This is a genomic window from Suipraeoptans intestinalis (genome assembly GCF_009696485.1).
In the GTDB taxonomy this organism is placed as follows: domain Bacteria; phylum Bacillota; class Clostridia; order Lachnospirales; family Lachnospiraceae; genus Suipraeoptans; species Suipraeoptans intestinalis.
This window is the reverse complement of record NZ_VULY01000018.1, coordinates 2,086,298-2,111,306: the sequence shown is the minus strand read 5'-3', so window position 1 is coordinate 2,111,306 and position 25,009 is coordinate 2,086,298. Positions and strand designations below refer to the sequence as shown.

Below are 25,009 nucleotides of genomic sequence, written 5' to 3'. Positions count from 1 at the left end.
TTGATTTTCAAACAATTCTGTCATTTCTGTTTCGTTTCTGTTTCGTTTCCGCCCTGTTTTCTCTCTCCTTGCGGTAGCGTTTCTTATTCCGGATCTCTGATCCTGAAATGCGTGATTACGATCTGGGGCTGCATCCTGCCTCCGTAGGCATTGATCTGGGGATAGAAAGTCAGATCTACCTTCATGGTTCCCTGGCCGGCAAACAGTACTTCTTCTGCCTGCTCCCCGTATTTTTCTTCTGCTTCCTTCAAAAATACTTCCGTCCTGGAAAAGCAGAGTCCATCTATCCAGGTATTCCTCTGATCCGCCAGCATCAGCTTCAGAACATTTTTCTGCTTTCCAAGAAGCCTTGCCCCCATGACCCGCACATTCCGCACTCCGAATACCGGTTTTTGGTTCCCCTGTCCAAAGGGCTCCAGCAGGGACAGCTCCCTGACAAACGTCTCTGTCACTTCTGAAAAGGGAAGTTCCATGTCGATGCATACTTTTTCTGCCAGATCTTCCTGTGTCAGCCCGCTGGTGTTCTCCAGTCTGTTTTCAAACGCCTTCAGCTTGTCTTCCTCCAGAGAAAACCCGGCGGCTCCTTTGTGTCCTCCGAAACGGATCAGAAGATCCTTGCAAAGAGACAGCCTTTCGTACATGGGATAAGCGGGAATGGATCGACCCGAACCCTTTAGCCCTTCTTTTCCCTTGGTCACCACGTAGGCCGGACGGTGGTATCTCTCCCGGATCCTGCCTGCTACAATGCCTGCCAGACTCTCGTGACAATCCGGCAGATACGATACCAGCACCTTCTCCTGCCTCTCCTTTTTGGCCTCTATCCTCTCGGTTGCCTCTCTGACAGCCGCCTCTGTCATGGCTTTTCGCTCTTCATTTAACTCTGCCAGTTCTTCCGCCAACTCTCCGGCTCTTTCTTCCTCCTCTGCCAGAAGCAGTTCCAGCGTCTTTTTGGCCGTGCGAAGCCTTCCTCCTGCATTCAGGCAGGGGCCGATCACATACCCGATGGTGTAGCTGCTGATTCTATCCTGCTCTATCTCTTTTTTCCGAAACAGCGCCTGAAGTCCCGGATTCTTCGTATGTTTCAGCCTGCTCAACCCCTCTTTTGTCAGGATCCGGTTCTCTCCTTGCAGCTCCATCACATCTCCCACTGTCGCAATGGCCACATTTTCCAGCAGATCCTCCAGTACCCTCCTGTCTGCCCCTGTCGCTTTATACAGGACTTCCAGCAGCTTGTACGCCACCCCTGCCCCGCAGAGCCCGGAAAACGGATACGTTTCGTCTTCTCTTTTGGGATCCACTACAACGTCTGCCGGAGGCAGGCGGTACTGTTTTTCTCCTGCCTGTTCCTCATAAGGGATTTCATGGTGATCCGTTACGATCACGGTCATTCCCTGTTCCTTCGCATACCGGATCTCTTTTTCTGCCGCGATTCCATTGTCGCAGGTAATAATGGTATCTATCCCATCCTTCAGAGCCCTGTCAATGAGATCCCTGCTGATGCCGTAGCCGTCTGTCATTCTGTCCGGAATATCACTATCCACCTTTGCTCCCAGGAAGGAGCAGCCTTTTAGCAGGATATAGGTGGCATTGACTCCATCTATGTCATAATCCCCAATGATCCGTATCCTGGCTCCCCGCTCTATCTTTTCCTGCAGGAGCGACACCGCTTCTTTCATTCCCTTCATCTGCGCTCCGTCATGCAGATACTTTTTATCCGGAAACAGATACGCCTCCATCTCTTCTTCCGTAATATCTCTGTTGCGGATCAGGGCTGCCAGCCTGGGACTGATGCCAAACTTTTCTCCCAGCTTCTGGAAATCCCCTCCTTTTCTTACCAACACCCAGTTTTCCATCTTATTTCCCTTCCATCCTCTCGTTGGTGGCACCACTGGTGACAAAAGCATCCACCACCGATTTGTTCTATCATTCTATTTTTCCATTAAAATACCGACCTTCAATCGTTAAATTTTGGTTCTAACTTCTGAGGGTCGGTGCAGTCACTGGCCTTTATGATTCTAGCTAATTTCTAAGTCATACTAAAAACATACACGCTTCATTGATTTACTATTTCATCAATTCTAACTACGATATTCAAAATATTTTATGATTCTTTTTTAGATATATATTCTAACATTGATTGCAGAAAAACATACATTATAACACATATAACAATAATATAATTTATATGAAAACTTGATAATCCAATACCGTTTTCTATCTTAACATTATAGAAAATAAACTCGACCACTGACATAACTATTAATAATCGCCCAGTAACTCTAACCTTTTTAGTTAATGCTTGAATATTCATATTTTTAAAAACATCATTAATCTTCACCATATTATACGCTATAAAAAACAGCAAAACACAAAATATTGAATTATATGCGGAACAAAACGCTTGAACTAAATTTTTGCTTATACAGCCTTTTATAAAACCAAATAAACCAACAAAAGAAAAACACAATAACAAAACCAACATAGCACACACAACCCATTTAACAACTTTTTTCATTCTGCAACCTCCTGACCTTTATAAGTGTATTATTTAATGCCAATAATACCAACAACTAGATTCAACAGTATTAGAATAAATACAGGTCTTGACACGAAACCAAATCAACTAAATATTAATGAGATTGTAGCATATAATGCTCTAATAAGCAATGAAGTCACCACAACAACCCCTATCAAAAGAATCATATCTGATAAGATTATGCAGATAAATGAGGACTTGATAAAGGGTAACGTATAACCTTCTTTATTGCAATATCTGCCTACTCTTTCAAAAAGGGCGCTCCTTGTCCTGTTACGACATAGAGGCGCCCTTTTCCTTCTTCTTTTTCTGTTCTATTTATTTTTGACTTTCTTTTCTTTCATCACATACCACAGCGCTCCGGTAATGCATACGGAAGAGTATGCCCCGCAGATGATTCCTACCATGAGAGGCAGTGCAAATTCCCGGATAGAGCTTACGCCCATAACATAAAGGACTGCCACCATCACAAAGGTGGTAAGAGAAGTGTAGATACTTCTGGTCAGTGTCTGGGTAATGCTCTTGTTTACCAGTTCTTTCAAGTCGGTAGACCGGGTACGGTACCGCAGTTCCTCACGGATACGGTCAAAGATAACGATGGTGGCATTGATGGAGTATCCCACGATCGTCAGGATACACGCAATGAATGTATTTCCCACCGATACCCGCGCAATTGCGTAAAACGCTAGCACCACCAGCACGTCATGCACCAGGGCGGCAACGGCGCTGGTCGCAAACCGGATATCCTTAAATCGGAACCAGATATAGATCAGCATAAAGATCGTAGCAATCACAACTGCCACCACTGCGTCCTGACGCATCTCCTTACTCACCGTCGAGCTGATATTTTCTGCCGTGATCTTCTCGGCATCTACTTTAAAATTCTCTGCCAGCGCCTGGTTCAGCGCTTCTCTCTTCTCCAGGTTCAGGGTAACTGTCTTAATGATCACCTGATTGGTCCCGGCTACTTTCTGTGTCTGGACGTTGGCGTCTCCTGTGACTTTTTCTACAACGGGAACGATCTTGCTGTCGATCTCCTCGATCGAGTAGTCCTTGTCAAAGGTCACATTGGTGGATGTTCCGCCTTCAAATTCCAGGCTGTATGCAAAAGCGCCCTTTCCGCCGGTACCGTTGATTCCCATGAATACAAATCCCGCCAGGATCATCGCTGCGGAAATTCCGAAAAATACCTTTCTTCTGGAAAGGAAATCGATGGTCCCTCTCTCTTTTCTTTCCTTGTAGTACAGGGAAGCCTTGCTGCAGCCCACTGCATAAAAGGCGAAGATGATGAGCCTTGTGATCACCAGAGCTGTAAACATGGATACGATGATACCGATGGCCAGCGTCTGGGCAAAGCCCTTCACGGTACCGGATCCCTTAAACCAGAGAACCGCAGCGGCTACCAGAGTGGTGACATTACCATCCACAATGGCGGACATTGCCTTCTGGAATCCGGTCTTCAGTGCGTTTCTCACACTTTTTCCCCGGTTCAGCTCTTCTCTGACTCTGGCAAAGATGATGACGTTGGCATCCACTGCCATACCGATACTCAGGATGATACCTGCGATACCCGGAAGGGTCAGGGTCACGTCAAAAGCATTCAGTGCCAGAAGCACCAGTTCCGTATAGATCAGAAGCGCCAGACTGGATGCAAGCCCGGGCAGGTAGTAAACTACGATCATAAAAATGAAGACGATGGCAAGGCCGATGGCTCCCGCCGTCAGACTGGTGCTGATAGCCTTCTCTCCCAGCTGAGCCCCTACCACGTTAGAGCGCAGCTCCTTCAGTTCCAGCTTCAGTCCTCCGATACGGATGGTGGAAGCAAGGGCAGATGCCTCTTCGTAATCCTTCATACCGGAGATCTCCGCCTCTCCTGCTGTGATCTCCTGCTGTACCCTCGGCACACTGACAAATTTCCCGTCATAATAGATCCCAATGCTCTGGCCGGCCTCGTATGCCTTCTTGGTCGCCTGGGCAAATTTCTCCGTTCCTTCTTTTGTGAATACCAGCGACACCACATGCTTCTTCTGCTTGGTCGTCTCGTCCTCTCTCGTGTTGGGAGAGGCGCTTTTCACATCGCTTCCTCCCAGTACAATGCTGCCGTCCGCCTTCAGCTCCTCAATGGTCCTGGTCAGCACATACTCTCCCTTGCTCTGGTCATAGGTATAATTTTCCTTGCCGTCTGCACCTGTCTGGGAAATAAAATACAAAGCTCCCGGCTGTCCCAGTTCTTCCAGGATCTTGTTGGCGTCGGATACGCCCGGGATCTCAATGTTGATCCTGTCGTCTCCCTCCTGGTATACACTGGCCTCCGTGCTATACTGCTCTACCCTCTTCTGAAGCTTGTAGATGGTATCACTCATCTCTTCGCTGCTTGGATTTTTATCCTTTACCTGATATGTGATGCTGACACCTCCTGCCAGATCCAGTCCAAGCTTGATATTTTTCATTGCTCCGGTCCGGTCTTTTCCGATCCCTACCAGAGAAGCAAATCCCAGAAGTCCTATGATTACTACCGTAAGAATAAGACTGATGATGCCTTTTTGTTTACTCATCTTTCCTTCCTCTCTTCCCCTTTATTCTTCTGCAAGTGCCGCCTTTATCATGATGGCACACTCCACACGTTTTCTCTGCATCTCACAGCCGATATCGTAGGTGTCATGGATCGTTCCGTGAAAATGCTCCGAATTGGCCATACAGCCGCCGCTGCAATAAAACTTTGCAAAACAGCTCCTGCATTTCTCCTTGGAATAGACGCTGCATCCCCGGAATTCATCGGCAATCTCCGGCCGTTTGATCCCTTCGTTGACATTTCCCATCAAAAACGCATCCTGCCCCACAAACTGATGGCAGGGATAGAGGTCGCCCCATGGGGTCACTGCAAGATATTCCGTCCCTGAACCGCATCCTGAAAGTCGTTTTGACACACACGGTCCACCGTCTAAGTCTATCATAAAATGAAAGAAATTAAAACCATTTCCTTCCTTTTCCCTTCGGATCATTTCCTTTGCCAACCGGTCGTATTCCTCCATGATCTGTTCCAGATCCTCCGCTCGAATCGCGTAGTCATCCGTTTCTTCTCCTACCACCGGTTCCACGGATACCTGCTGGAATCCCAGATCTGCAAAGTGAAGCACATCTTTGGAAAAATCCAGATTGTTGCGGGTAAAGGTTCCCCGGATGTAGTATTTTTCCTGTCCTCTGCTGTCTGCCAGTCTCTGAAATTTGGGGACGATCCGGTCATAGCTTCCCTGCCCTCCGCGGAAAGGGCGCATCCTGTCGTTCACTTCTTTTCTTCCGTCCAGGCTAAGGACCACATTGTCCATCTCCCGGTTAACAAACTCCTGTACCTCATCATTTAGCAGGACTCCGTTGGTGGTCAGGGTAAACCGGAACCTTTTTCCGGCTTCCTTCTCCCGCTCTCTTCCATAGGCTACCAAGTCCTTTACCACCTGCCAGTTCATCAGAGGTTCTCCGCCAAAGAAATCCACCTCCAGGTTTCTTCGGTTTCCCGAATGGGCAATGAGGAAATCCAGAGCCTTTTTCCCGGTCTCCAGATCCATCAGGGCTCTTCTTCCGTGATATTCCCCCTCTTCGGCAAAGCAATATCTGCACGCCAGGTTGCAGTCATGGGCTACATGAAGGCAAAGAGCCTTGACAACCGTCTTTCTCTGTTTTACCGCATCGATCATCCCTTCATAGATGTCCTCCGTAAACAGTTGTCTCGCCTCCGCCAGGTCACTGATATCTTTCAGTATTTCTTCCAGTTCTTCTGCCGAAGCTGTCCAGCTGACCTGCTTTCTCAGATCCTCTCTGTCGCAGGCCCGAATCGCCTCGCCGGTGGTCAGTCTGTTTTTGTCCAGGTAGGCGATCACATCATAACATGCCTCGTCTACCACATGGACAGCTCCGCTGTACACGTCCAGCACAATATTGTATCCGTTATTTTTATATTGATGAATCAAGGTTTGATACCCCTTTCTACTGCCATACATAAATGTTCTGCCTTCCCCTGCCGCCGACGGGAGACTTTTGGAAAGCGACGCAAAAACAGCGACCCTCGGATCGCCGTTTCAAACTACTTTCTTACAAGCAGCGACTATTTTTTTTGCTCGCACACTTGGTTTCCTACCGTACAGGACGTCTTGCACGCTGACTGGCAAGATGTCTGGCATTCTCCGCATCCACCTTTTTTCACCGTCTGGTTCAGGGTCTGCGTATTCAATGTCTTGATATGTTTCATGACCATCTCTCCTCCTTACCTCTTCAACTTCGGTTATTATAGCATTTCACAGCCGCTTACGCAATCCTTTCCTTTACAATTTGTATACTGGATATAACACCGTTTACTGCCAGGATTAGCTACAAAATCAATTTCCAACTGATTCTTGTACGCTTTACTGGCTTCATCAGTTCCGCGTTTTTCTACAACGCCAACATCTACTGTGTATCTCCTACTTCATAATTCGTTGTAAATAATATTCTCCATAAAAATATTCAACACGAAAAATATTCAACATGCAAATAGCCTGATATGTAAAAAAGGCAACTTTCGCTGCCTTTCACACCTTCCGATGCTTCCATGCTCAGATCATTGTCGGCAAATGATCCGGCAAAACTGAATTTGAGATCTATCTGGCCCTCGGATGGAAAAATTCATAAACGCTGACGGCCGCCGCCTCATTCATGGCAGCCGGCTGACTCAGTTCCCGGATGTCTGCCTGCCGGATCTCCTCCAGGCTGGAAAAATGTCTCATCAACGCCTTCCTTCTGGCAGGCCCGATTCCCGGAATATCATCCAGCACGGAATGGATCTGCTCTTTTCCTCTGAGGCTTCTATGGAAAGTAATGGCGAAACGATGCGCCTCATCCTGGATCCTTGTGATAAGATGGAAGGCCTGGGAGTTTCCCGCGATGGGAATTTCTTCCTCCCGATAGTACAGCCCTCTGGTTCTGTGCCGGTCATCCTTCACCATCCCGCAGACCGGAATGGCAAGCTTCAGTTTTTCCAGCACCTGCTCTGCCACATGCACCTGTCCCTTTCCTCCGTCCATCAAGATCAGATCCGGAAAACGGACAAAGCCCCCTTTTTCCAAAGCTTTTTCTTTCTCCTGCAGCCCTCTTGAAAACCTTCTGGTAAGAACTTCTTCCATGCTTGCATAGTCATCCGGTCCCTGTACACTTTTGATCTTGAATTTTCTGTAGTCGTTCTTTTTCGGCTTGCCCTGTTCATAGACCACCATGGAGCCTACCGAAGAAAAGCCGCTGATATTGGAGATGTCGAAAGCCTCCATCCTTACGATCCCCGACAGTCCCAGAAGCCCCTCCAGTTCCCGGACAGCTCCTGTTGTTTTTTCTTCCTCCCGTTTTAACCGGTCTTTGTCGGTACGAAGGACCATCTGTGCATTTTGGGCTGCCAGCTCCATCAGTCTCTCCTTGCTGCCTTTTTGCGGAACCTTCAGATGTACCCTCTGGCCTTTGATCCGGGACAGCCACTGTTCCAACAGTTCCTCCTCAGGAAGCACTGCAGGAAGCATGATCTCGGAAGGCACATAGGGAGTTCCGCCATAGAACTGTTTCAAAAAGCTGGCCAGGATCTCCTCTCTTTTTTCTCCCTGCGTCCGCATATAGAAATGATCCCGTCCGATCAGACGGCCGCCGCGGATAAAAAACACCTGGACCACCGCCTCCTGTCCTTCCTCTGCTATGGCAAGAAGATCCCTGTCTTCTCCTGCCGTATAGGCCATTTTCTGTTTCTGGGAAATCTGCTCCACACTGGCCAGAAGTTCCCGATACTCCAACGCCTTTTCAAATTCCAGCCGCTCTGCCGCTTCCTCCATGGAAGCTCTCAGCTCTTTGCTGACTGTCTCATACTCGCCCCCCAGAAAACGGATCACCTGATCTACCGACTTCCTGTAGGTTTCCGGCGAAACATATCCCTGACAGGGAGCCTCGCACTGATGGATATGGTAATTCAGGCAGGGTCTTTCTTTCCCCGTATCCCTCGGCAATCTCCTGTTGCAGCTGCGAATGTGGTAAAGCTTCCGGATCAGCTCTATGGTATCTTTCACTGCTCCCGCACTGGGATAGGGACCAAAATACTTTGCCTTGTCCTTTTCTATCTTTCTTGCCAGAAACACCCTGGGATAGGCTTCATCCACCGTCACCTTAATAAAAGGATATGTCTTATCGTCCATCAGCATGGTGTTATACCGGGGGTGATGTTCCTTGATCAGGTTGCATTCCAGCACCAGGGCTTCCATCTCCGAATCCGTTACGATGTATTCAAAACGTGCGATCCTGGAAACCATCTGCTCTATCTTGGCGCCCTTATTCCGACTGGTCTGAAAGTACTGACGAACACGGTTTTTCAGGCTGACGGCCTTCCCCACATAGATGATGTGGTCCTGAGAATCGTGCATAAGGTAAACGCCCGGTTTCCCGGGCAGTTTTTTTAATTCTTCCTGTATATCAAACATACTATTTTCCTGTCTGTTCTTCTGTGGTTCCTTCCGCTTCCCGGGAGATAATAACTTCCTGAGAAGCGACAGTTTCCTGGGAGATGACGGGCTCCTGAGAGGCAGCAGCTTCCTGAGAAACGGTGTCTTCCTGAGAGGTGACGGTTTCCTGGGAGGCAGCAGCCTCCTTCAAGATAGCTTCTGACACCGGGTTGATCACGATGCGGGCATCTCCGCTTGCTTCCTTTTCTCCCGGTTCTCCTTCTGCTTTGTCTCCTTCGATCTGGTGAAAAATCTCCATAAACTCTTTTCCTGTGATGGTTTCCTTCTCGATCAAAAAGGCTGCGATCCGGTCCAGCGTCTCTCTGTGTTCTGCAAGGAGCGCCTTTGCCTCCTCATAGGCCTGACGCAGCGTCTCCATGATCTCCTTGTCGATCTCTGCCGCTGTGGCTTCCGCGCAGTTACGTACCGCCCTTCCGTCCAGATAGCGGTTCTGAATGGATTCCAGACCGATCAGTCCAAATTTTTCACTCATACCATATTGCGTGATCATGGCTCTTGCAATCGCCGTAGCTCTTTCAATGTCGTTGGACGCTCCCGTCGTAACCGTATCAAAGATCAGTTCTTCCGCCGCACGTCCTGCCAGCGCTCCCACCAGCATTGCCTGCAGCTCTTTTTTCGTATTGAGGAACTTCTCTTCCTCCGGCGTCTGCATCACATACCCCAGCGCTCCCATGGTCCTTGGAACGATGGTGATCTTCTGCACCGGTTCTGCATCCTTCTGGAGAGCGCTTACCAGTGCATGCCCTACCTCATGATAGGATACGATCCGCCGTTCTTCCTGGCTCATGATACGGTCTTTCTTTTCTTTGCCCACCAGAACGACTTCCACCGCTTCAAACAGATCTTTTTGTGAAACGGCGTTCCTTCCGTTTTTCACTGCATTGATGGCCGCTTCGTTGATCATATTGGCAAGGTCAGATCCCACCGCCCCCGAAGTTGCCAGCGCAATCGCCTCCAGATCTACCGTTTCGTCCATCCTCACATCGGTGGCGTGTACCTTCAGAACTTCCACACGCCCCTTCAGGTCCGGCTTTTCCACAATGATCCTGCGGTCAAATCTTCCCGGACGCAAAAGCGCCGGATCCAGGATCTCCGGACGGTTGGTGGCCGCCAGAAGCACCAGTCCTTTATTGCTCTCAAAGCCGTCCATCTCCGCCAGAAGCTGATTCAGTGTCTGTTCTCTTTCATCGTTGCTTCCAAACTGGTTGTCCCTGCTTTTTCCTACCGCATCTATCTCGTCGATAAAGATGATACAGGGCGCCGTCTGCTGTGCTTCTTTAAACAGATCCCTTACCCTGGAAGCGCCCACGCCTACATACATTTCCACAAAGGCCGAACCGCTCAAAGAAAAGAAGGGAACATTGGCCTCTCCCGCCACAGCCTTTGCCAAAAGCGTCTTTCCGGTTCCCGGAGGGCCTACCAGCAGCGCCCCTTTTGGCAGCTTGGCTCCTACGCTGGTATATTTGCTTGGGTTGTGCAGAAAATCCACCACTTCCTGAAGAGACTCCTTGGCCTCATCCTGTCCCGCTACATCTTTAAAGGACACTCCCGTCTGTTTCTCCACATACATCTTGGCATTGCTCTTTCCGATTCCCATCATGCCTCCGCCCTTTGCCAGCTTTCTGGTCATCCAGCCCAGCATAAGAAGCAGCAGCAAAAGCGGAACGAAAGAAAATAGTGTCTGTATGATCACACTGGATGTGGTATCCGGTATCTTCTGTTCATACTTGATGCCGGCCTTATACAGGCGTTCTGAAAGGGTATCATCTTTCACCACTCCCGTATAATATTTTTTTGCCTCCGGATCTCCCGCCTGCTTTTTGGCTGTGATCACGATCTTGTCCGCCTGGATCTGAACCTTTTCCACCTGCTTTTCTTCCACCATATCCAGGAACTGATTGTAAGAAATCTCCTTCTGTCCTCCCTGGTTCTGCAGCTTACTCAGAGCCATCACCAGAAGCGCCGTGATCAGCGTCACAAATATGATAAAGGGTATCCCCATTTTGTTGCGATTACTTCCGTTTTTATTGCTTCCGTTGTTTTCCATGCCTATCCTCCTATACAAAACTCATTATACGAACGACATCTGGGGAAATCAATAAAAACATTATAAAAGAATTGTAAACTCTCCCGCCCGTATAGTATAATGGCAAAGGCATATGTCTTCCTTGGGGAGACGATATGAAATTTTTGAGAAAGAAGGCTCTACTATGAAAATCGGTTTTGATAATGACAAATATCTGCAGATGCAATCCCAGCACATTCGGGAGAGGATCGACCAGTTTGACAACAAGCTGTATTTGGAATTCGGCGGGAAACTGTTTGATGACTTTCACGCCTCCCGTGTCCTTCCCGGCTTTCAGCCGGACAGCAAGCTCCGTATGCTGAAACAACTGTCCGAGCAGGCTGAGATCATCATTGTGATCAGTGCGGAAGATATTGACAAAAATAAAATGCGGGGAGATCTTGGCATTACCTATGATATGGATGTGCTGCGGCTCCGCTCTGCCTTTCAGGAGCAGGGGCTGTTTACCAGCAGCGTGGTCATCACCAAATACAGCGGCCAGGAGAGCGCCCGTCTGTTCCAGATCCGTCTGGAGAAGCTTGGTATCCCTGTCTACCGCCACTATCTGATCCCTGGTTATCCCACCAACGTTCCTTCCATTGTAAGCGAAGACGGCTATGGAAAAAACGATTACATCCGTACCTCAAAGCCTTTGGTGGTGGTAACTGCTCCCGGTCCCGGCAGCGGAAAAATGGCAGTCTGCTTGTCTCAGCTGTATCATGAGCACCAAAGAGGCGTTTGTGCAGGCTATGCCAAATTTGAAACCTTCCCGATCTGGAACATTCCGCTGAAGCATCCGGTCAATCTGGCCTATGAGGCCGCTACGGCAGACTTAAATGACATTAATATGATAGACCCCTTCCACCTGGAGGCTTACGGAAAAACCACGGTCAACTACAACCGGGATGTGGAGATCTTTCCGGTACTCAACGCCATGTTCCAGCGTATTTACGGAGAAAGTCCTTACAAGTCTCCCACGGACATGGGTGTCAACATGGCCGGGAACTGTATCTGTGACGACGAGGCCTGCAAGGAAGCTTCCTGCCAGGAGATCATTCGCCGTTACTACGATTCTCTCCGCCGACAACTGTTTGGGGAATGCCCGGATTCAGAGGTTTTCAAAGTAGAAATGCTGATGAATCAGGCCGGTATCACCATCCACAACCGCAGCGTGGTGGACGCTGCTCTTTCCCGGGAGGCTGAAACGAACGCTCCCGCCGCCGCCCTGCTTCTGGACGACGGACGGATGGTTACAGGAAAGACCAGCAAGCTTCTTGGCGCATGTGCTTCTCTTCTGCTCAATGCCCTGAAAGAACTTGCCGGGATCGATCACGAGGTACATGTGATCTCCCCTTCCGCCATCGAACCCATCCAGGCTCTGAAGACCCGGTATTTGGGCAGTAAAAATCCCCGGCTCCACACAGACGAAGTGTTGATCGCACTTTCTGTCAGCGCCGCTACCGATCCCAACGCCAGCCTTGCCCTGCAGCAGCTACCTAAACTGAAAGGCTGCCAGGCACACACATCTGTGATGGTGGGGTCTGTGGACATGAAGCAGTTTAGGAAACTGGGGATTCAGGCAACCTTTGAAGCGGTTCAGGAAAGAAAATCCCTGTATCCTGCAAAAAACTAAAGCGAACAGAAAAGTCCGGATGACAGGACATCACACGACAGAGCCTCCAAAAGGCGGGAACATCCCTTTCCTTTTGGAGGCTCTGTCTACACATTTCATAGAATCGATCTCTTCCGATCAGGCTACTGCCGTCTTGGCGCCGGACCGTTTCGTTATTTTTCTCGCTGTTTGATTTTTTTCTTTCGCGTTATAGCTTCTCTTTTCCAATCGCCTTGATAAAAGATGCACATGCGGCAAACATAATAAATATAAAAGGAAATGCCGCCGCCAGGGAGATGGTCTGCAAAGGCTTTAAGCCGCCTGCCATCAAAAGTCCTACCGCCATAACAGACTGGATGATCCCCCAGAGGATCTTCTTATTGTTGGGCGGGTTGATATCGCCCTCCGTCGTCAGCATAGACAGCACATAGACTCCTGAATTGGCTGAGGTGATAAAAAACGCGCAAAGGGATATGATCGCTACAATGGACAGCAGAAATCCCAGCGGATATTCCTTCAGGACTACAAAGAGTCCCACCTCCGGTGCTGCCGCGATCTTTTTAAGCTGCTCTACAGCCAGGATCCCTTTTTCTCCCAGGTTGATCCCCAGACTTCCAAACACGGCTCCCCAGATACAGGAGGCCAGCGCCGGCACCAGTACGACGCCCATCACAAATTCTCTGATGGTCCTTCCTTTGGAGATTCTGGCAATAAATACCCCTACAAAGGGCGCCCATGCAATAAACCATGCCCAGTAAAACACCCGCCAGCTTCCGATCCAGCCATTGTCTCCATAGGCGTCGATCCGAAGGGCATCCGGAATGAAATTCCCCACATACTGTCCCAGCCCGTTTACAAAGCTGTTCAGGATTTCTATTTTGGGGCCTACGATAAAGCACACTGCCATCAGTCCGATCGCCACATAAAGATTGGTATCGGAAATCACTTTGATTCCTTTTTCGATCCCGGAAACCGCCGACCCGATGTAGAGCACCGATACCACCACAATGATGATGATCTGCACAGCCAAGGTGGACGGGATTCCAAACAGGTGCTGAAATCCTGCATTGATCTGCAGGGTTCCAAGCCCCAGAGAAGTCACCACACCTGCTACCGTTGCAAATACCGCAAGAATGTCTACCGTCTTTCCCAGCCATCCTTCCGCTCTCTTTTCTCCGATGAGAGGTTCCAGAATCCCACTTACCAGTCCTTTTTTCTTCTTGCGGAACATAAAATAGGCCAACGCCAGTCCGATCACCGCATAGTTTGCCCAGGGAAGGATCCCCCAGTGCATAAAGAAGGATTTCATGGCAAAGTCCGCAGCTTCCGGAGTTGCCCCCTTTCCTCCTGCCGGATTCAGGTAGTGGGTAAGCGGCTCTGCCACTCCCCAGAACACCAGTCCCACGCCCATTCCGCATCCAAACAAAAGACCAAACCATGTCAGATTGCTGTATTCCGGCCTGGAATCGTCTCCGCCCAGACGGATCTTTCCATACTTCCCAAAAGCAACATACAGGACAAACAGGAAAAACACCGCCATCGCCAGAAGATACAGCCAGCCAAATTTTGTTGTAAGAAAAGTGAAGACGGCATTGGATACTACGGTAAAGCTTTTGTTAAATGCCACAGACCAGACGGCGATCACCGCGATCAGCACCAGTGATACATAAAACACAACATTCCCTGTCTTTTTATCTCTCATGCCAATCCCCCTCTATACCTTAAATACCGTCTGCTCCTCAATGTCTGTAGCAAGAGCTTCCAGCGCCACCTTTGTTCTGTGATACCTCAATTTCCACTGATCCTCCTGGGTCGTCGCCGGATCTCCCAGCGGATACGGAATAGAGATCGTAGGAACGATCCTGTTGGCGCCCACCGTTTTTGCCACCGGAATCAGATTACACATCTGCACAATAGGGAATCCTGCTTTTTCGATTACTTTTACCATCGTTGCACCGCAACGTGTACAGGTTCCTCATGTGGAGACCATAATAACGGCATCTACATGATCTTCCTGGAAATAAGGGATCATTTCCGCTGCCATCCTCTCTGCCTCCGCCTGCGTGGTCCCCGTTCCTACGGTAGAGTAGAAATAAGGATGAAGGCTGCCAAATACGCCTTCCTTTTCCAGCGTCTTTAATGCGTCCACCGGCGTGATCACGTTGGGCTGGGCGTCTGCCGCTGCCGGATCGAACCCTGCGTGGATCGTCTTATATTCTCCCCCTTTCAGCACCACGTCTCCGGAGATATCGTACCGTCCCCAGCGGGTTGCGGAAGCGGACTGAATACGGTCGGGATTGTCCACCGGAACGATTCCTCCCGTGGTAACCAGCGCGATTCTCGCTTGTTTCAGATCTTTGACTGCCGGCGCAATGGGCACTCTGTCCAGCTTCGGCATGGGAAGCTCCGTTTCAAAGGGCTCTCCGTTTAATTTTTTCAGCAGCATATCGATCATTCTTTCTGATGCCGGTTTTTGGTCCGCCCGCCAAACCTGACGGCGTATTCCTCTGGCAAAATATCCTTCTTCCTCTGCGCTGTCGACTTCCTCTCCTCTGAGTATTTTATTTGCCAGATTCACCATTGCCTTGACATCTGCCCGCATCCTGGATGCAATATTGCCTCCCCGCAGCACATACATGTCCTTTTTAAACATCTCTGCGCCGGGATTCTCCTCATTGATGGAGGTTATGACAGGTACCTGATATCTTCCTTTCACTGCCTTGCATATGGTTCCGCAGGCAACTCCATATCTTCCCGCCTGAAATGCCGGTCCTGCAAGAAACAGATCGAAAGACTTGTCTGCCAGCATATCCAGGATCTGATCTACCGCTTCCTCTGTGTGCGATCCCATATAATTGTCTCCGCAAATGATGGTATGGGTGATCTCCGCTTCCAATGTTTTTGAAAATTCCAAAGCCGGTCCTACTTTTCCTTCTCGAATCTCCGGTGCAAAATCTGCTTTGTCCTCTCCTCCGACCTGGCCAAAAAACTGATTTACATACAAAATCGCCTTTTTCATCGCAAATTTCCTCCTTAAAATTCTTTCATTGTCTTCGGTGACCATCCGCAAACCTGATCGCCGCAGAACATCGCGTTGTTCTCCATGATAATGGAACCATCTTCTCGCACGGAGGGTCCCAGCTTTTCATCCGCTGCCCAGCCTCCCGACAGTCCGTCTCTTGCCAAAGCTTCCAGTTCTCCCAACACCGTTTCCATCGGCGGAAGCTCTATCAGTTCCGATACATTTCCGCAGGATACGATAGCATCACACTTCTCGTCCAGAGTTACCAGGGGCTGTGACTGCCCGTCCCGTCCTGTACACTCATTGGAGATCCCTACCGTCTTCACGCCCGCATCTTCCAGCGCCACGATGCAGCCCACAAAATCCGCATCCGGGTTTCCATAGCCTTCTTCTGCTACCACTGCCGCATCGGCTCCCAGGGTATTGGCGATCTGAGCCACATAAAGCGCCGCCCTTTCCTTCTGTTCCAGGGCCACATTGAGATTGGACATGATCACTCCCAGAAAATTGATCGTTTTTCCATGTTCCCGGTACAATGCTTTGATGTTTGGACAATTCTGAAAATCATAGGTAGACCATTTGGAGGAAACCGGCATGAAGCTTCCTGAAACCATGGCTCCGTCCAGCACTTCGTTTGGATGCATGACGGTGGGAAGCATCCGGTTCATGTCCCAACCGTATGCCAGGTCGTTGTATCCCAGCTCTTCCATCTGGGACTGCGGCTGCATAACATAGACAACGGAAGGCAGCTTCTCTGTCTCGTTCGCTCTTCGGATCATGGGCTCCAGCTCAAACACTTCTGTTTCTTCCGGCTGCAGCTCTTTGATGCACTGTGCCACATACTCCGCCAGTCTGTGGCCGGCTCTTCTTAATGCATCGTTCTTCTTTTGCTGCTCTCTCTGCTCAAACACTTCGTTGGTATCGGCAACCAGCACAAGATTTTGGAGTTCTCCGAAGTGTGTGTACTTCTGTCCTTCTCCGCTCATGTCGATCAATCCGTCCTGAAATCCGCCCCAATGTCTTCCTACCACCAGCACGCTGCAGTTTTTCAGCGCATGAGTCACACCCTCTCCCGCACGGGTCAGATCTCCTGTGTAGCCGGGAAACACGCTTCTGCCGTCGGGACGAACCCGTGGTTCAATAGCTTCCTTTACCGGACACATACGGATCTTGTCGCCCGGCTTTGCAATATACAGCTCCGCTTCTGTGATCCTCTCGTCTTCCCTTACAAATTTCAGGGCTTCTTCCTTCTGGATCGTAAGGATCCCTGCCTGATAAGACAGTTCCTTGCCAAACCGGATATCCTTCACATAGAAGTTTCCTATCTCCAATCTCATGTTTATTCCTCCTTCTCTTTGTGCAATTACTACAATGTTTCCCTTTATTAATCGCGATTAATCATAAATTTATACAGCCATACTACCATCAATCGCGATTATCGTCAATAGATATTTCAAATATCCTTTATTGATCTTTTCGATATCTGTGCCGTCCGGCTCTGCCTTGGATACTGTCCGGTTTCTTCCTGCCTGCCTCCGGCACCGGCCAGAGCCGTTTTTTCTTGAACATTGGTTTCTATTCCTGTATACTACCTAAGGATAAAACAAACAGGGGGATTTCCATGATAGACTATCGTACTGACCTTTCCAAAAGAGAAAATCTGATCCATTTCATAAAAGTAACCCAGCAATTGATCGAAACCGACGGGATCCAGGGCGTATCTACCCGAAAGATCGCAGCGATTTCCGGCTTCCACAATTCTACCATCTATTTTTATTTCAAGGATCTGCATGAACTGATCATGCTGGCTTCTATTAAACGGTTTCAAAAATATACCGATACACTGGAATCTCTGAGTCGTAACACCGATTCCTACGAAAACTTTTACGCTATCTGGACCTGTTTTGCAGAATCTGCTTTTCAGTATCCCTGTATTTTTTACAATTTTTTCTTTGGAAAATATGGCGACGATCTTCCCTTGTTCCTAAATGTCTACTACGACCTGTTTCCGGACAAGCGAAGACACTATAGTGCAGATATTGAATCCATGTTCTATGGAAAAAATTATAGAGAACGATGCCGGAAGATCCTTCTTCCGCTGATTGGCGACGCCCGGACCCGCGTCACCCAACACAACATAGATACCGTCACAGACATCACCGTCTGTTTTACCAAAAGCCTTTTGAGTCAGAAATGCGAAACTCCTTCGCTGGATTCTCGTCCCCTGCAAAACAGTATGCTTGCTATGCTGCACCTGGTAATTGACCGGGAGGATCCGGCAAGCCCCTGATCCTGACTGTTTCCATCCGGGAATCTTCCCCGACGCCTGACAGCCGCCTGGTTTGTTCCTATATTTACAAAAATACGGAAGGAATCTTCTATTTTCCGAAGTTCCTTCCGTATTTTTATTTGGTCTGTCTGCTGTTTTCTACATTTCGTACCTAACGGCTCCAGGAGATCCGACTTCCTTTCGCAGTTTTTCTGACCTGTAGCTGACAGTCTATCTGCTCCTTCAATTCATTGACGTGTGAGATGATCCCGATCAGATACGCTTCGCCTGCCAGCTGATCCAGGACACGGATCGCCTGCCTTCTGGATTCATCATCCAAAGACCCGAATCCTTCGTCAATAAACATGGTTTCCAGGCGGATCCCGCCCGTTTCCTTTTCGATTTCGTCAGCGAATCCCAAAGCCATGGAAAGCGCTGCCAGAAATGCCTCTCCCCCCGACAGGGTCTTCACGTCTCTGATGGTCCCGCTGACCATCTCGTAAACATCCAGATCCAGTCCGGACTGCCCCTGGTTGCTCAGTTGCTCCAGACTGCGGCATTGAAGGATAAACTCCCCGCCTGTCATCAGATATAATCTTCTGTTGGCCGATTCCAAGATCTTGCGGAAATATTGCCGTTGGACGAAAGTCTCCAGATCTATTTTCGCACTTCCTCCCAGCGTTCCGTTTGCTGTCCGGTTCAACTGCTCTAAGACTTCATATTCCATGATCTTTTCTCTGTGGGAGACAAACAGCTCTTCCAACGTTCGGATGGCCTTTTGATTGTTCTCTCTTTTGCTGAACCACTCCATATATCCTTTCATGGCCGCTTCCATCTCCGCCTTTTTCTCTTCTGCCTGCCGTTCCAGCTTTGTCGGATCTTTTCTCTCTTTCCCCTGTAGCTGCTGTTCCAAAAGGGCCTTTCTTTCCTCCGCCGCTCTGCGGCTCCGGAAATATTCCTCACAGCGCCGCCGGAGGGCTTCTTTTTCTTCTTTGGGAAGCCTTCCGGCCTCGTAATCTTCCCTGCGCAAAAATCCCTGGCGCTTCATCCTGTCTTCCAGGGCGACCCGGATGGCCAGAGCTTCTCTTTCTTTACGGGAAGCCTCTTCCTCTTGTCTTAAGAGTTCTCCTTCCTTTCGGCTGATCTCCTCCTTGACTGCCTGAAGCATCTGCAAGGTTTTTTCCGCTTCCTGCCTGCCCTTCTCCAGCAGCTTTTCCCACTCGTCGATTTTTTCCCTGGCTTTTGCTTCTGTCTCAAACGGAAGAGTCTTTTCCATTTCTTTTTCTCTTTCTTTCCACTGCCCAAGCTCTGCCAGGATTCCCGCTCTTTCTTCTTTTTTCCGGGAAAGGGCTGCCTGCCCCTCTTCTATCTGCTTTTGCAGCACCTGCTTTTCCTGTTCTTCTCTCAGTTTTTTCTCTTTTTGTTTTTGAAGGTCTTCTGCCGACTGCTCCAACCGAACAATTCTGCGCTGATATTCTTCCTGTTTTTCCACAAAAAATCCCTCCCGGTTTTCTGTAAAGAACCGGTACTGTTCCGAATCTTGCCAGTCAGACACCTCCTTCCTTCTTCCCTTTTCTTCCTGTGGTCTTTCTTTCTCCCACTGCCTTTCCTTTGCAAACCATTCTTTGAGGCTGCTCTCCAGTTTTCCTCTTTCGCCCCCGCAGCGCTCGGAAATCTTTTGCAGTTCGTCTCTGCAGGCTTCTCTTTCCTGCATACACCTGGTCAGCGCCTCTTTTTGCTGCCGGACCTGGTCTTTTGTAGGCGCCGTCTCCGGCAGGACACAGGGCGCCGGATGATGGATCCCGCCGCATACCGGGCAGGGCTTCCCCTCTTCCAGCCGCTGCGCCAGGATTCCCGCCTGCACTTCCAGGTAGCGTGTATATTCCTCCTCATAGCTCTGGCTTTTTGCTCTGTATTCCTCTTGCAGCAAAGAAAATTCTCTTCTCTTTTTCTCCACCTCTTTTTCGGTCTTTTCCAGCTCCCGTTCCTGTGCTTCGCAGCGTTTCAAAAGGTCTTTCTGTTCTCTTTCTTCTTTCAGGCTCCTTTTTATCTGTTCTTCCCAAAGAAGCAGTTCCTCCCTGGCTCCCGGCCGCTTATCCAGTTCTTCCCTTCTCTTTTCCCAGGATTTCAGCTTCCGCTGCAGCTCTTCCGTCTGTCTTCTCACATCTTCTTCCTGCCGTTTGTTTTTCTCCCGCTCCTGTCGGATGCTTTCCAGCTTCCTATAAGATGGCAGTACATTTCTGAGAGTGACCACCCGGTCTGCATAAGCCTCCCGAAGCGCCTGGAATCGCAGCTTCGCATCCTGTCCCTCTTTCTCCAGATCTTTCTTTTTCTCCTCCAGTTCTGTTTTGGCAGACAGGGTTTCCTTCCTTGCTTCTTTCAGCAATTCCCTTTCCGCTTCCTGCTTCTTTTTTTCCAGGAGGATCTCTGTGATCGGCTCTGCCTTTTCCGCCAGTTCTATTTTTCTCTGCAAAAGAAGGATCTCTTCTTCCTGCTTCAAAAACTCCTGCTCCAGAACACATTCTTTCTCCCAGCTTCTGCCTATCTGAAAAAGATGTTCCTGCTCCTTTCTTTCTCTTTCCGTGCTTTCGTAAGCGTCTTTCTTTTCTTCATAACTCCGCCGGTGAACCTTCTCTTCCCGGATGGACTCTTCCTCTACCCGTTTCAGCTGCTCCTTTATCTCTTCGATCGCTATAACTTCTCTGTCTGTTTCCTTTAGCTGCAGTCCCCAGGAAGGATCTGTCTCCAGTTTCTCCAGTTCTCTGCACACCTCTCTTAACCCCTCTTCCAGCTCTCCCTTCAGCAAGGACGCTCTTTGTTTCAGATCTTCCTGTATTCTTCCGTAGATCCCCGTGCGAAACAGCTTTGAAAAAATCTTTTTTCTCTCTCTGGAGTCTGCATGGAGAAGCCTGACAAATTCTCCCTGTGCGATCATCGCTACCTGGAGAAACTGCTCCCTGTCCAGTCCCACGATCTCCACGATCTTCTGATTTGTTTCTTTCTTACTGCCCCGGAACAATTTGCCATCTGAAAGAGTCAGCTCTACCGAGGAGGCTTCCTTTACGAGAGGGATCTTGCCGTCCGAACGCTTTTTCTTTCCCCGGCGCAGGTATTCCGGACTTCTTTTAATGCAGTAGGTCTTACCGCCGCATTCAAATCGATATTCCACAAAAGTGGGGCTGTCTTCTCCCGCATATTTGCTCCGCATCATGCTTCCATCCCGCTTGCCTCCGCTGCTCCCGTCATATAAGGCATACACCATCGCGTCAAACAGGGTGGTTTTCCCCGAACCGGTGTCGCCTGTTATGAGAAACAGTCCGTTTGAGATCCCCTGAAAATCCACGACCGTTTCCGAGGCATAGGAGCCGAACGCCGACATCCTTAGTGTTTTTGGTTTCATTCTTCCATCTCCCTACATATTTCCTGAAGGATCTCCTCCTCGCTTCCCGTCAGTTCTCTTCCTTGTATTTCCCGGTAAAACAGCCGGAAATTTTCCAGGGGACTTCTAAGGAGCACCGGCTCCGCTTCCATCAATACCCTGCTCCTGGTCCTGCTGTTATCCGCTTTGATCTCCAGAATATGTGAAAACTTTCTCTCCAGCTGTTCTCTTGGTTTGAAAGGCTGCACTTCATCCGTCAGGGTAATGCTGACATAATCCTCCCGCTCTTCTTCCTTTGCCTCTGCCAGTATCTCCTCCAGCGTTCCCCTTTTTGTTTTTACGTCCCGCCTGGGGTGCAGGGGAAATTCTTCCACCGACGCCGCCTTTCCCTTTTCTTCCAGCGTAACCACCTTCAGAGTTTTTTCGTCTCCGCTTTCACTGACCGAATATTTCAAAAGAGTTCCGCAGTACCTGATGTGCTCCGCCTTTATTTTCTGTCCTCTGTGAAGATGCCCCAGCGCCGCATAGTCAAAGGGGAGAAGAAGAGAAGCCTCCACGCTGTCCAGACCTCCGATGGAAAGGATCTCTGAATCACAGGTCTTGGGCGCACTGCTTCCCATATAAAACTGATGAGAAACAATTACATTTCTCCTCTGGAAGTCTATGTTCTCCCGCAGCAGAAGCTGTTCCACTGCCTGTGTATAAGAGGAGGGCTGCCCCTCTTCTTTGCCGGTTTTCAAATAAGACGGCTTTAAAAACGGAAGCAGATAAAAATCCACCTCTCCGTATGCATCCTTTAAAGTTACCTTCTTGATTCTTTCTTGCGGCGTTTCCGGAAGTTTACCCGCCAGATAGATCTGCTGAGTTTCCAGGATCTCTTCCGCATACCGGAGTCTTTCTGCCGAATCATGATTGCCGCTGATCACCAGGATAGCCACCGGATCCGGCAACGCAAATACCTCCGTCAAAAATCGGTTGAACAACTGCACCGCCTCTGCGGATGGCACCGACTTGTCATAAACGTCTCCGGCAATGATCACTGCATCCGGTTTTAATACCTTTGCATACGCCACTACTTCTTTTAAAATATGCTCCTGATCTTCCTTCAGACTATATCCATGCAGCTGCTTTCCTATGTGCAGATCTGACAAATGAAAAAATTTCATACGTTCCTTCCCCGCTTTCCCGGATCTTCCTCTGTTCCAGCTCCTGTGAGGCGATTGACTCGGATCACTCCGTCCTTGATAACCGCCCTGACCTGCAGCCCCTCATCCAGAAGAACTACATTTCCTTTTTTCCCCGGCGAGATCGAACCGTAGCTTTTATATATTCCCAGACTTTTGGCAGGGTTGCAGGTGACACAGCCCACCGCTTCCTCCAGAGGGATTCCCATATTCTGTACCGCATTCCTCATGCAGCCCATCAGGTCGGTCACAGAGCCTGCCAGCGCCTGATCTGCCGCCAGCCGCGCCTGGTTCTCTTTCACTTCCACTTCCAGCCCTCCCAGCGTATAGGTGCCGTCTCCCATTCCTGTGGCTCTCATACTGTCGCTGATCAGAATGATCCTTTCGGCTCCCAGCATCTTAAAAGTAGCCCGAACTGCCGCTCCGTGTACATGTACCCCGTCACAGATCAGCTCGGCATATGCATCCGGCGTATCGGATACGGCTCCTATTACACCGGGCTCCCTGTGCGTATAGGGCGGCATGGCATTGTAAAGATGGACGGCATGGCTGGCACCTGCCTCCATGGCCTCCATTGCTTTCTGGTAATCTGCATTGGTATGTGCCAACGCCACCGTCACATCTTTTTTCATTTCCCGGATAAACGCCGCCGCATCCTCACTTTCTTCCGGAGCGATCCCCATATACTTCACCAGGCCTGCGGATGCTTTTACAAACCGCTTTCCCAGCTCGATACTGCAGGGAAGGATATGCGTTTCGTCCTGGGCTCCCTTCTTTGCCCTGCTGATGAAGGGTCCCTCCATGTTGATCCCTACCAGATCCGCCTCCCTGACATCCTGCTGCGTCTTTTTGTAGGCCGCCGCCGTGGAAAGGATCTGTTCCAGCTCCTCTGCCGGAAGGGTCATGGTAGCCGGCGCTATGGCTGTCACGCCCACCTCCGCCTCGTATTCCGCGATCTTCCTGATCGCTTCACAGGTTCCGTCACAAAAATCATAGCCCATACAGCCATGGAGATGGATGTCGATCAACCCCGGAATCGCATAGCAGCCTTCTCCGTCCAGGATCTCCTCTCCTCCTTCCTCCAGCCGTTCCGTAAACACTCCGCTACTGATAGCAATTTCTCCCTTGTGAAACTGTCTGTCTTCCTTATATACCCGGATATTTTTTATGATCATGATCTTCTTCCTCCTGCTGTGAACATTCTGTTTTTATAGTACCATACCCCTGCACAAAAACAAATAAGAATGCGTCTTTGCACACAAATCTGCATGCTGTTCTCCCTGTGAAACCCTTCTCCCTTGAAACCTGAAAAATATTGCTTCTTCCGAAAAAACTATAGACTTTATGAATTTACTGTGCTAAAATTTAAGAAACTGTATTTAATAACATCAAAGGGGATAAAATATGAATAAAAAAATCAGAACAGAGGCTGTGGATTTTCTTTTTTCCGCCATCCTGAGCCTGAAAGACAAAGAAGAATGCTATCAGTTTTTTGAGGACATCTGTACCATCAACGAACTGGTTTCTCTTTCCCAGCGTTTTGAAGTAGCCAAGATGCTCCGGGAAAATAAAACCTACCTGGAGATCGCTGAAAAAACCGGCGCCTCCACCGCTACCATCAGCAGGGTCAACCGCTCTCTCAACTATGGCAACGACGGATACGACATGGTCTTTGAGCGGATCTGCAAATAATCCCACCAACTTCCTGTCAGATCATGATGATTCTGTTAAACGCAACAAGAGGACTGCTTCCCGGATACCGGCGCCGTCCTCTTGTCTTTTTATTTTTCTCCGGAAATCAGGGAATTGCATCCTGTGAGATACAACTGCTCCGCCAGGATCCCTCTATGATCTTCTCCCGGAAATCTCCGCATAGCTTCTGACCGGAGGCTGATCCCTCCGATGCTCTCCTATCTCTTTTTCCATCCAGATCATATGATACCAGCGTTCAAACTTATACCCGCACCGCAAAAATTTCCCCGCCAGCCGAAATCCCAGATGGGCGTGGAAATCCGCACTGTTCTTGTTCAGATAGTCGTCTTCCGTCTCCGGATAGCTGATGCAGGCGTACAGATTCTGTATCCCCATGCTTCCCAGCGCCTCTTCCAAAGCCTCATACAGCCTCCGTCCGTATCCCTGTCCCTGCACGCCCCGGGCAAGATAGATCGTCAGCTCGCAGGACCAGTCATACGCAGCTTTTCCTACAAAAGGACCTGCATACGCATACCCTTTTATTTCTCCGTCCTCCTCCAGTACCAGATAGGGATATTTTTCCATGATCCCGGTCATCCGCCTTTGAAATTCCTGAAGATCCGGAGTCTCATATTCAAACGTGATCGCCGTTTTTTCCACATAGTATCGATAGATTTCGCAAAGTTCCCTGGCGTCCTCCCATCTGGCATCTCTGATCGTCATATGCTT

At 49.3% G+C, this 25,009-nt stretch carries 17 protein-coding genes; 3 read left to right on the top strand and 14 right to left on the bottom strand.

Going from position 1 to position 25,009, the window contains the following annotated elements:
- Positions 1–83: 83 nt before the first annotated feature.
- The 7 genes from recJ to ftsH form a co-directional block, all read right to left on the bottom strand.
- A complete protein-coding gene (gene recJ / locus FYJ34_RS10495; protein WP_154478412.1) occupies positions 84–1,853 on the bottom strand; it encodes a single-stranded-DNA-specific exonuclease RecJ in 1,770 nt (589 codons plus the stop codon).
- Positions 1,854–2,101: 248 nt separating this feature from the next.
- A complete protein-coding gene (locus FYJ34_RS10490; protein ID WP_154478410.1) occupies positions 2,102–2,515 on the bottom strand; it encodes a hypothetical protein in 414 nt (137 codons plus the stop codon).
- Between the two features lie 335 nt (positions 2,516–2,850).
- Positions 2,851–5,091, bottom strand: coding sequence for a protein translocase subunit SecD (gene secD / locus FYJ34_RS10485; RefSeq protein WP_154478408.1), 2,241 nt, complete (start codon positions 5,089–5,091; stop codon positions 2,851–2,853).
- Positions 5,092–5,112: 21 nt separating this feature from the next.
- Positions 5,113–6,501 (bottom strand): thioether cross-link-forming SCIFF peptide maturase, encoded by a 1,389-nt coding sequence (scfB, locus tag FYJ34_RS10480; RefSeq protein ID WP_154478895.1) that lies wholly within the window; start codon positions 6,499–6,501, stop codon positions 5,113–5,115.
- Positions 6,502–6,635: 134 nt separating this feature from the next.
- Positions 6,636–6,779, bottom strand: a complete 144-nt coding sequence (gene scfA, locus FYJ34_RS10475; RefSeq protein WP_154478406.1) for a six-cysteine ranthipeptide SCIFF — start codon at positions 6,777–6,779, stop codon at positions 6,636–6,638.
- Between the two features lie 388 nt (positions 6,780–7,167).
- Positions 7,168–9,015 (bottom strand): excinuclease ABC subunit UvrC, encoded by a 1,848-nt coding sequence (gene uvrC, locus FYJ34_RS10470; protein WP_154478404.1) that lies wholly within the window; start codon positions 9,013–9,015, stop codon positions 7,168–7,170.
- Position 9,016: 1 nt separating this feature from the next.
- Positions 9,017–11,104, bottom strand: a complete 2,088-nt coding sequence (gene ftsH / locus FYJ34_RS10465; RefSeq protein WP_154478402.1) for an ATP-dependent zinc metalloprotease FtsH — start codon at positions 11,102–11,104, stop codon at positions 9,017–9,019.
- 163 nt (positions 11,105–11,267) lie between these two features.
- Between ftsH and FYJ34_RS10460 the strand changes: the two genes are divergently transcribed.
- Positions 11,268–12,755, top strand: coding sequence for a DUF1846 domain-containing protein (locus FYJ34_RS10460; protein ID WP_154478400.1), 1,488 nt, complete (start codon positions 11,268–11,270; stop codon positions 12,753–12,755).
- A gap of 187 nt (positions 12,756–12,942) precedes the next feature.
- Here FYJ34_RS10460 and FYJ34_RS10455 read toward each other — a convergent pair whose 3' ends face one another.
- Genes FYJ34_RS10455 through FYJ34_RS10445 form a run of 3 tightly spaced genes read right to left on the bottom strand, consistent with a single transcriptional unit; the run spans position 12,943 to position 17,093 of the window.
- Positions 12,943–14,436 (bottom strand): BCCT family transporter, encoded by a 1,494-nt coding sequence (locus tag FYJ34_RS10455; RefSeq protein WP_154478398.1) that lies wholly within the window; start codon positions 14,434–14,436, stop codon positions 12,943–12,945.
- Between the two features lie 12 nt (positions 14,437–14,448).
- Positions 14,449–15,753 carry a betaine reductase selenoprotein B gene (gene grdH, locus FYJ34_RS10450; protein ID WP_154478396.1) on the bottom strand — a complete coding sequence of 435 codons (1,305 nt, stop codon included), beginning with the start codon at positions 15,751–15,753 and terminating at the stop codon, positions 14,449–14,451.
- Positions 15,754–15,767: 14 nt separating this feature from the next.
- Entirely contained in the window at positions 15,768–17,093 is a 1,326-nt protein-coding gene (locus FYJ34_RS10445) for a glycine/sarcosine/betaine reductase component B subunit (RefSeq protein WP_154478394.1), read from the bottom strand.
- Between the two features lie 284 nt (positions 17,094–17,377).
- Here FYJ34_RS10445 and FYJ34_RS10440 point away from each other — a divergent pair, with 284 nt between their 5' ends.
- Positions 17,378–18,046, top strand: coding sequence for a TetR/AcrR family transcriptional regulator (locus FYJ34_RS10440; protein ID WP_154478392.1), 669 nt, complete (start codon positions 17,378–17,380; stop codon positions 18,044–18,046).
- 151 nt (positions 18,047–18,197) lie between these two features.
- On the opposite strand, the gene FYJ34_RS10435 is transcribed toward FYJ34_RS10440, so the two are convergent.
- Genes FYJ34_RS10435 through nagA form a run of 3 tightly spaced genes read right to left on the bottom strand, consistent with a single transcriptional unit; the run spans position 18,198 to position 23,763 of the window.
- The gene (locus tag FYJ34_RS10435) at positions 18,198–21,425 is read right to left on the bottom strand and encodes an AAA family ATPase (protein ID WP_154478390.1); all 3,228 of its coding nucleotides are present in this window, start codon (positions 21,423–21,425) and stop codon (positions 18,198–18,200) included.
- Complete coding sequence (locus FYJ34_RS10430; RefSeq protein ID WP_154478388.1) at positions 21,422–22,570, bottom strand: exonuclease SbcCD subunit D; 1,149 nt, start codon at positions 22,568–22,570, stop codon at positions 21,422–21,424. The genes FYJ34_RS10435 and FYJ34_RS10430 overlap by 4 nt, the downstream gene beginning before the upstream one ends.
- Complete coding sequence (gene nagA / locus FYJ34_RS10425) at positions 22,567–23,763, bottom strand: N-acetylglucosamine-6-phosphate deacetylase (RefSeq protein ID WP_154478386.1); 1,197 nt, start codon at positions 23,761–23,763, stop codon at positions 22,567–22,569. The genes FYJ34_RS10430 and nagA overlap by 4 nt, the downstream gene beginning before the upstream one ends.
- A 229-nt stretch (positions 23,764–23,992) precedes the next feature.
- On the opposite strand from nagA, the gene FYJ34_RS10420 reads away from it, so the two are divergent.
- Positions 23,993–24,280 (top strand): YerC/YecD family TrpR-related protein, encoded by a 288-nt coding sequence (locus tag FYJ34_RS10420; RefSeq protein WP_154478384.1) that lies wholly within the window; start codon positions 23,993–23,995, stop codon positions 24,278–24,280.
- Positions 24,281–24,433: 153 nt separating this feature from the next.
- Here FYJ34_RS10420 and FYJ34_RS10415 read toward each other — a convergent pair whose 3' ends face one another.
- A complete protein-coding gene (locus FYJ34_RS10415) occupies positions 24,434–25,003 on the bottom strand; it encodes a GNAT family N-acetyltransferase (protein ID WP_154478382.1) in 570 nt (189 codons plus the stop codon).
- Positions 25,004–25,009: the final 6 nt, after the last annotated feature.

Coding starts and splice junctions, on each gene's coding strand:
- FYJ34_RS10420 (WP_154478384.1), top strand. CDS start 23,993: ATGAATAAAAAAATCAGAACAGAGGCTGTGGATTTTCTTTTTTCCGCC.
- recJ (WP_154478412.1), bottom strand. CDS start 1,853: ATGGAAAACTGGGTGTTGGTAAGAAAAGGAGGGGATTTCCAGAAGCTG.
- ftsH (WP_154478402.1), bottom strand. CDS start 11,104: ATGGAAAACAACGGAAGCAATAAAAACGGAAGTAATCGCAACAAAATG.
- FYJ34_RS10455 (WP_154478398.1), bottom strand. CDS start 14,436: ATGAGAGATAAAAAGACAGGGAATGTTGTGTTTTATGTATCACTGGTG.
- scfA (WP_154478406.1), bottom strand. CDS start 6,779: ATGAAACATATCAAGACATTGAATACGCAGACCCTGAACCAGACGGTG.
- secD (WP_154478408.1), bottom strand. CDS start 5,091: ATGAGTAAACAAAAAGGCATCATCAGTCTTATTCTTACGGTAGTAATC.
- FYJ34_RS10460 (WP_154478400.1), top strand. CDS start 11,268: ATGAAAATCGGTTTTGATAATGACAAATATCTGCAGATGCAATCCCAG.
- nagA (WP_154478386.1), bottom strand. CDS start 23,763: ATGATCATAAAAAATATCCGGGTATATAAGGAAGACAGACAGTTTCAC.
- FYJ34_RS10430 (WP_154478388.1), bottom strand. CDS start 22,570: ATGAAATTTTTTCATTTGTCAGATCTGCACATAGGAAAGCAGCTGCAT.
- FYJ34_RS10415 (WP_154478382.1), bottom strand. CDS start 25,003: ATGACGATCAGAGATGCCAGATGGGAGGACGCCAGGGAACTTTGCGAA.
- FYJ34_RS10490 (WP_154478410.1), bottom strand. CDS start 2,515: ATGAAAAAAGTTGTTAAATGGGTTGTGTGTGCTATGTTGGTTTTGTTA.
- uvrC (WP_154478404.1), bottom strand. CDS start 9,015: ATGTTTGATATACAGGAAGAATTAAAAAAACTGCCCGGGAAACCGGGC.
- FYJ34_RS10440 (WP_154478392.1), top strand. CDS start 17,378: ATGATAGACTATCGTACTGACCTTTCCAAAAGAGAAAATCTGATCCAT.
- FYJ34_RS10435 (WP_154478390.1), bottom strand. CDS start 21,425: ATGAAACCAAAAACACTAAGGATGTCGGCGTTCGGCTCCTATGCCTCG.
- FYJ34_RS10445 (WP_154478394.1), bottom strand. CDS start 17,093: ATGAGATTGGAGATAGGAAACTTCTATGTGAAGGATATCCGGTTTGGC.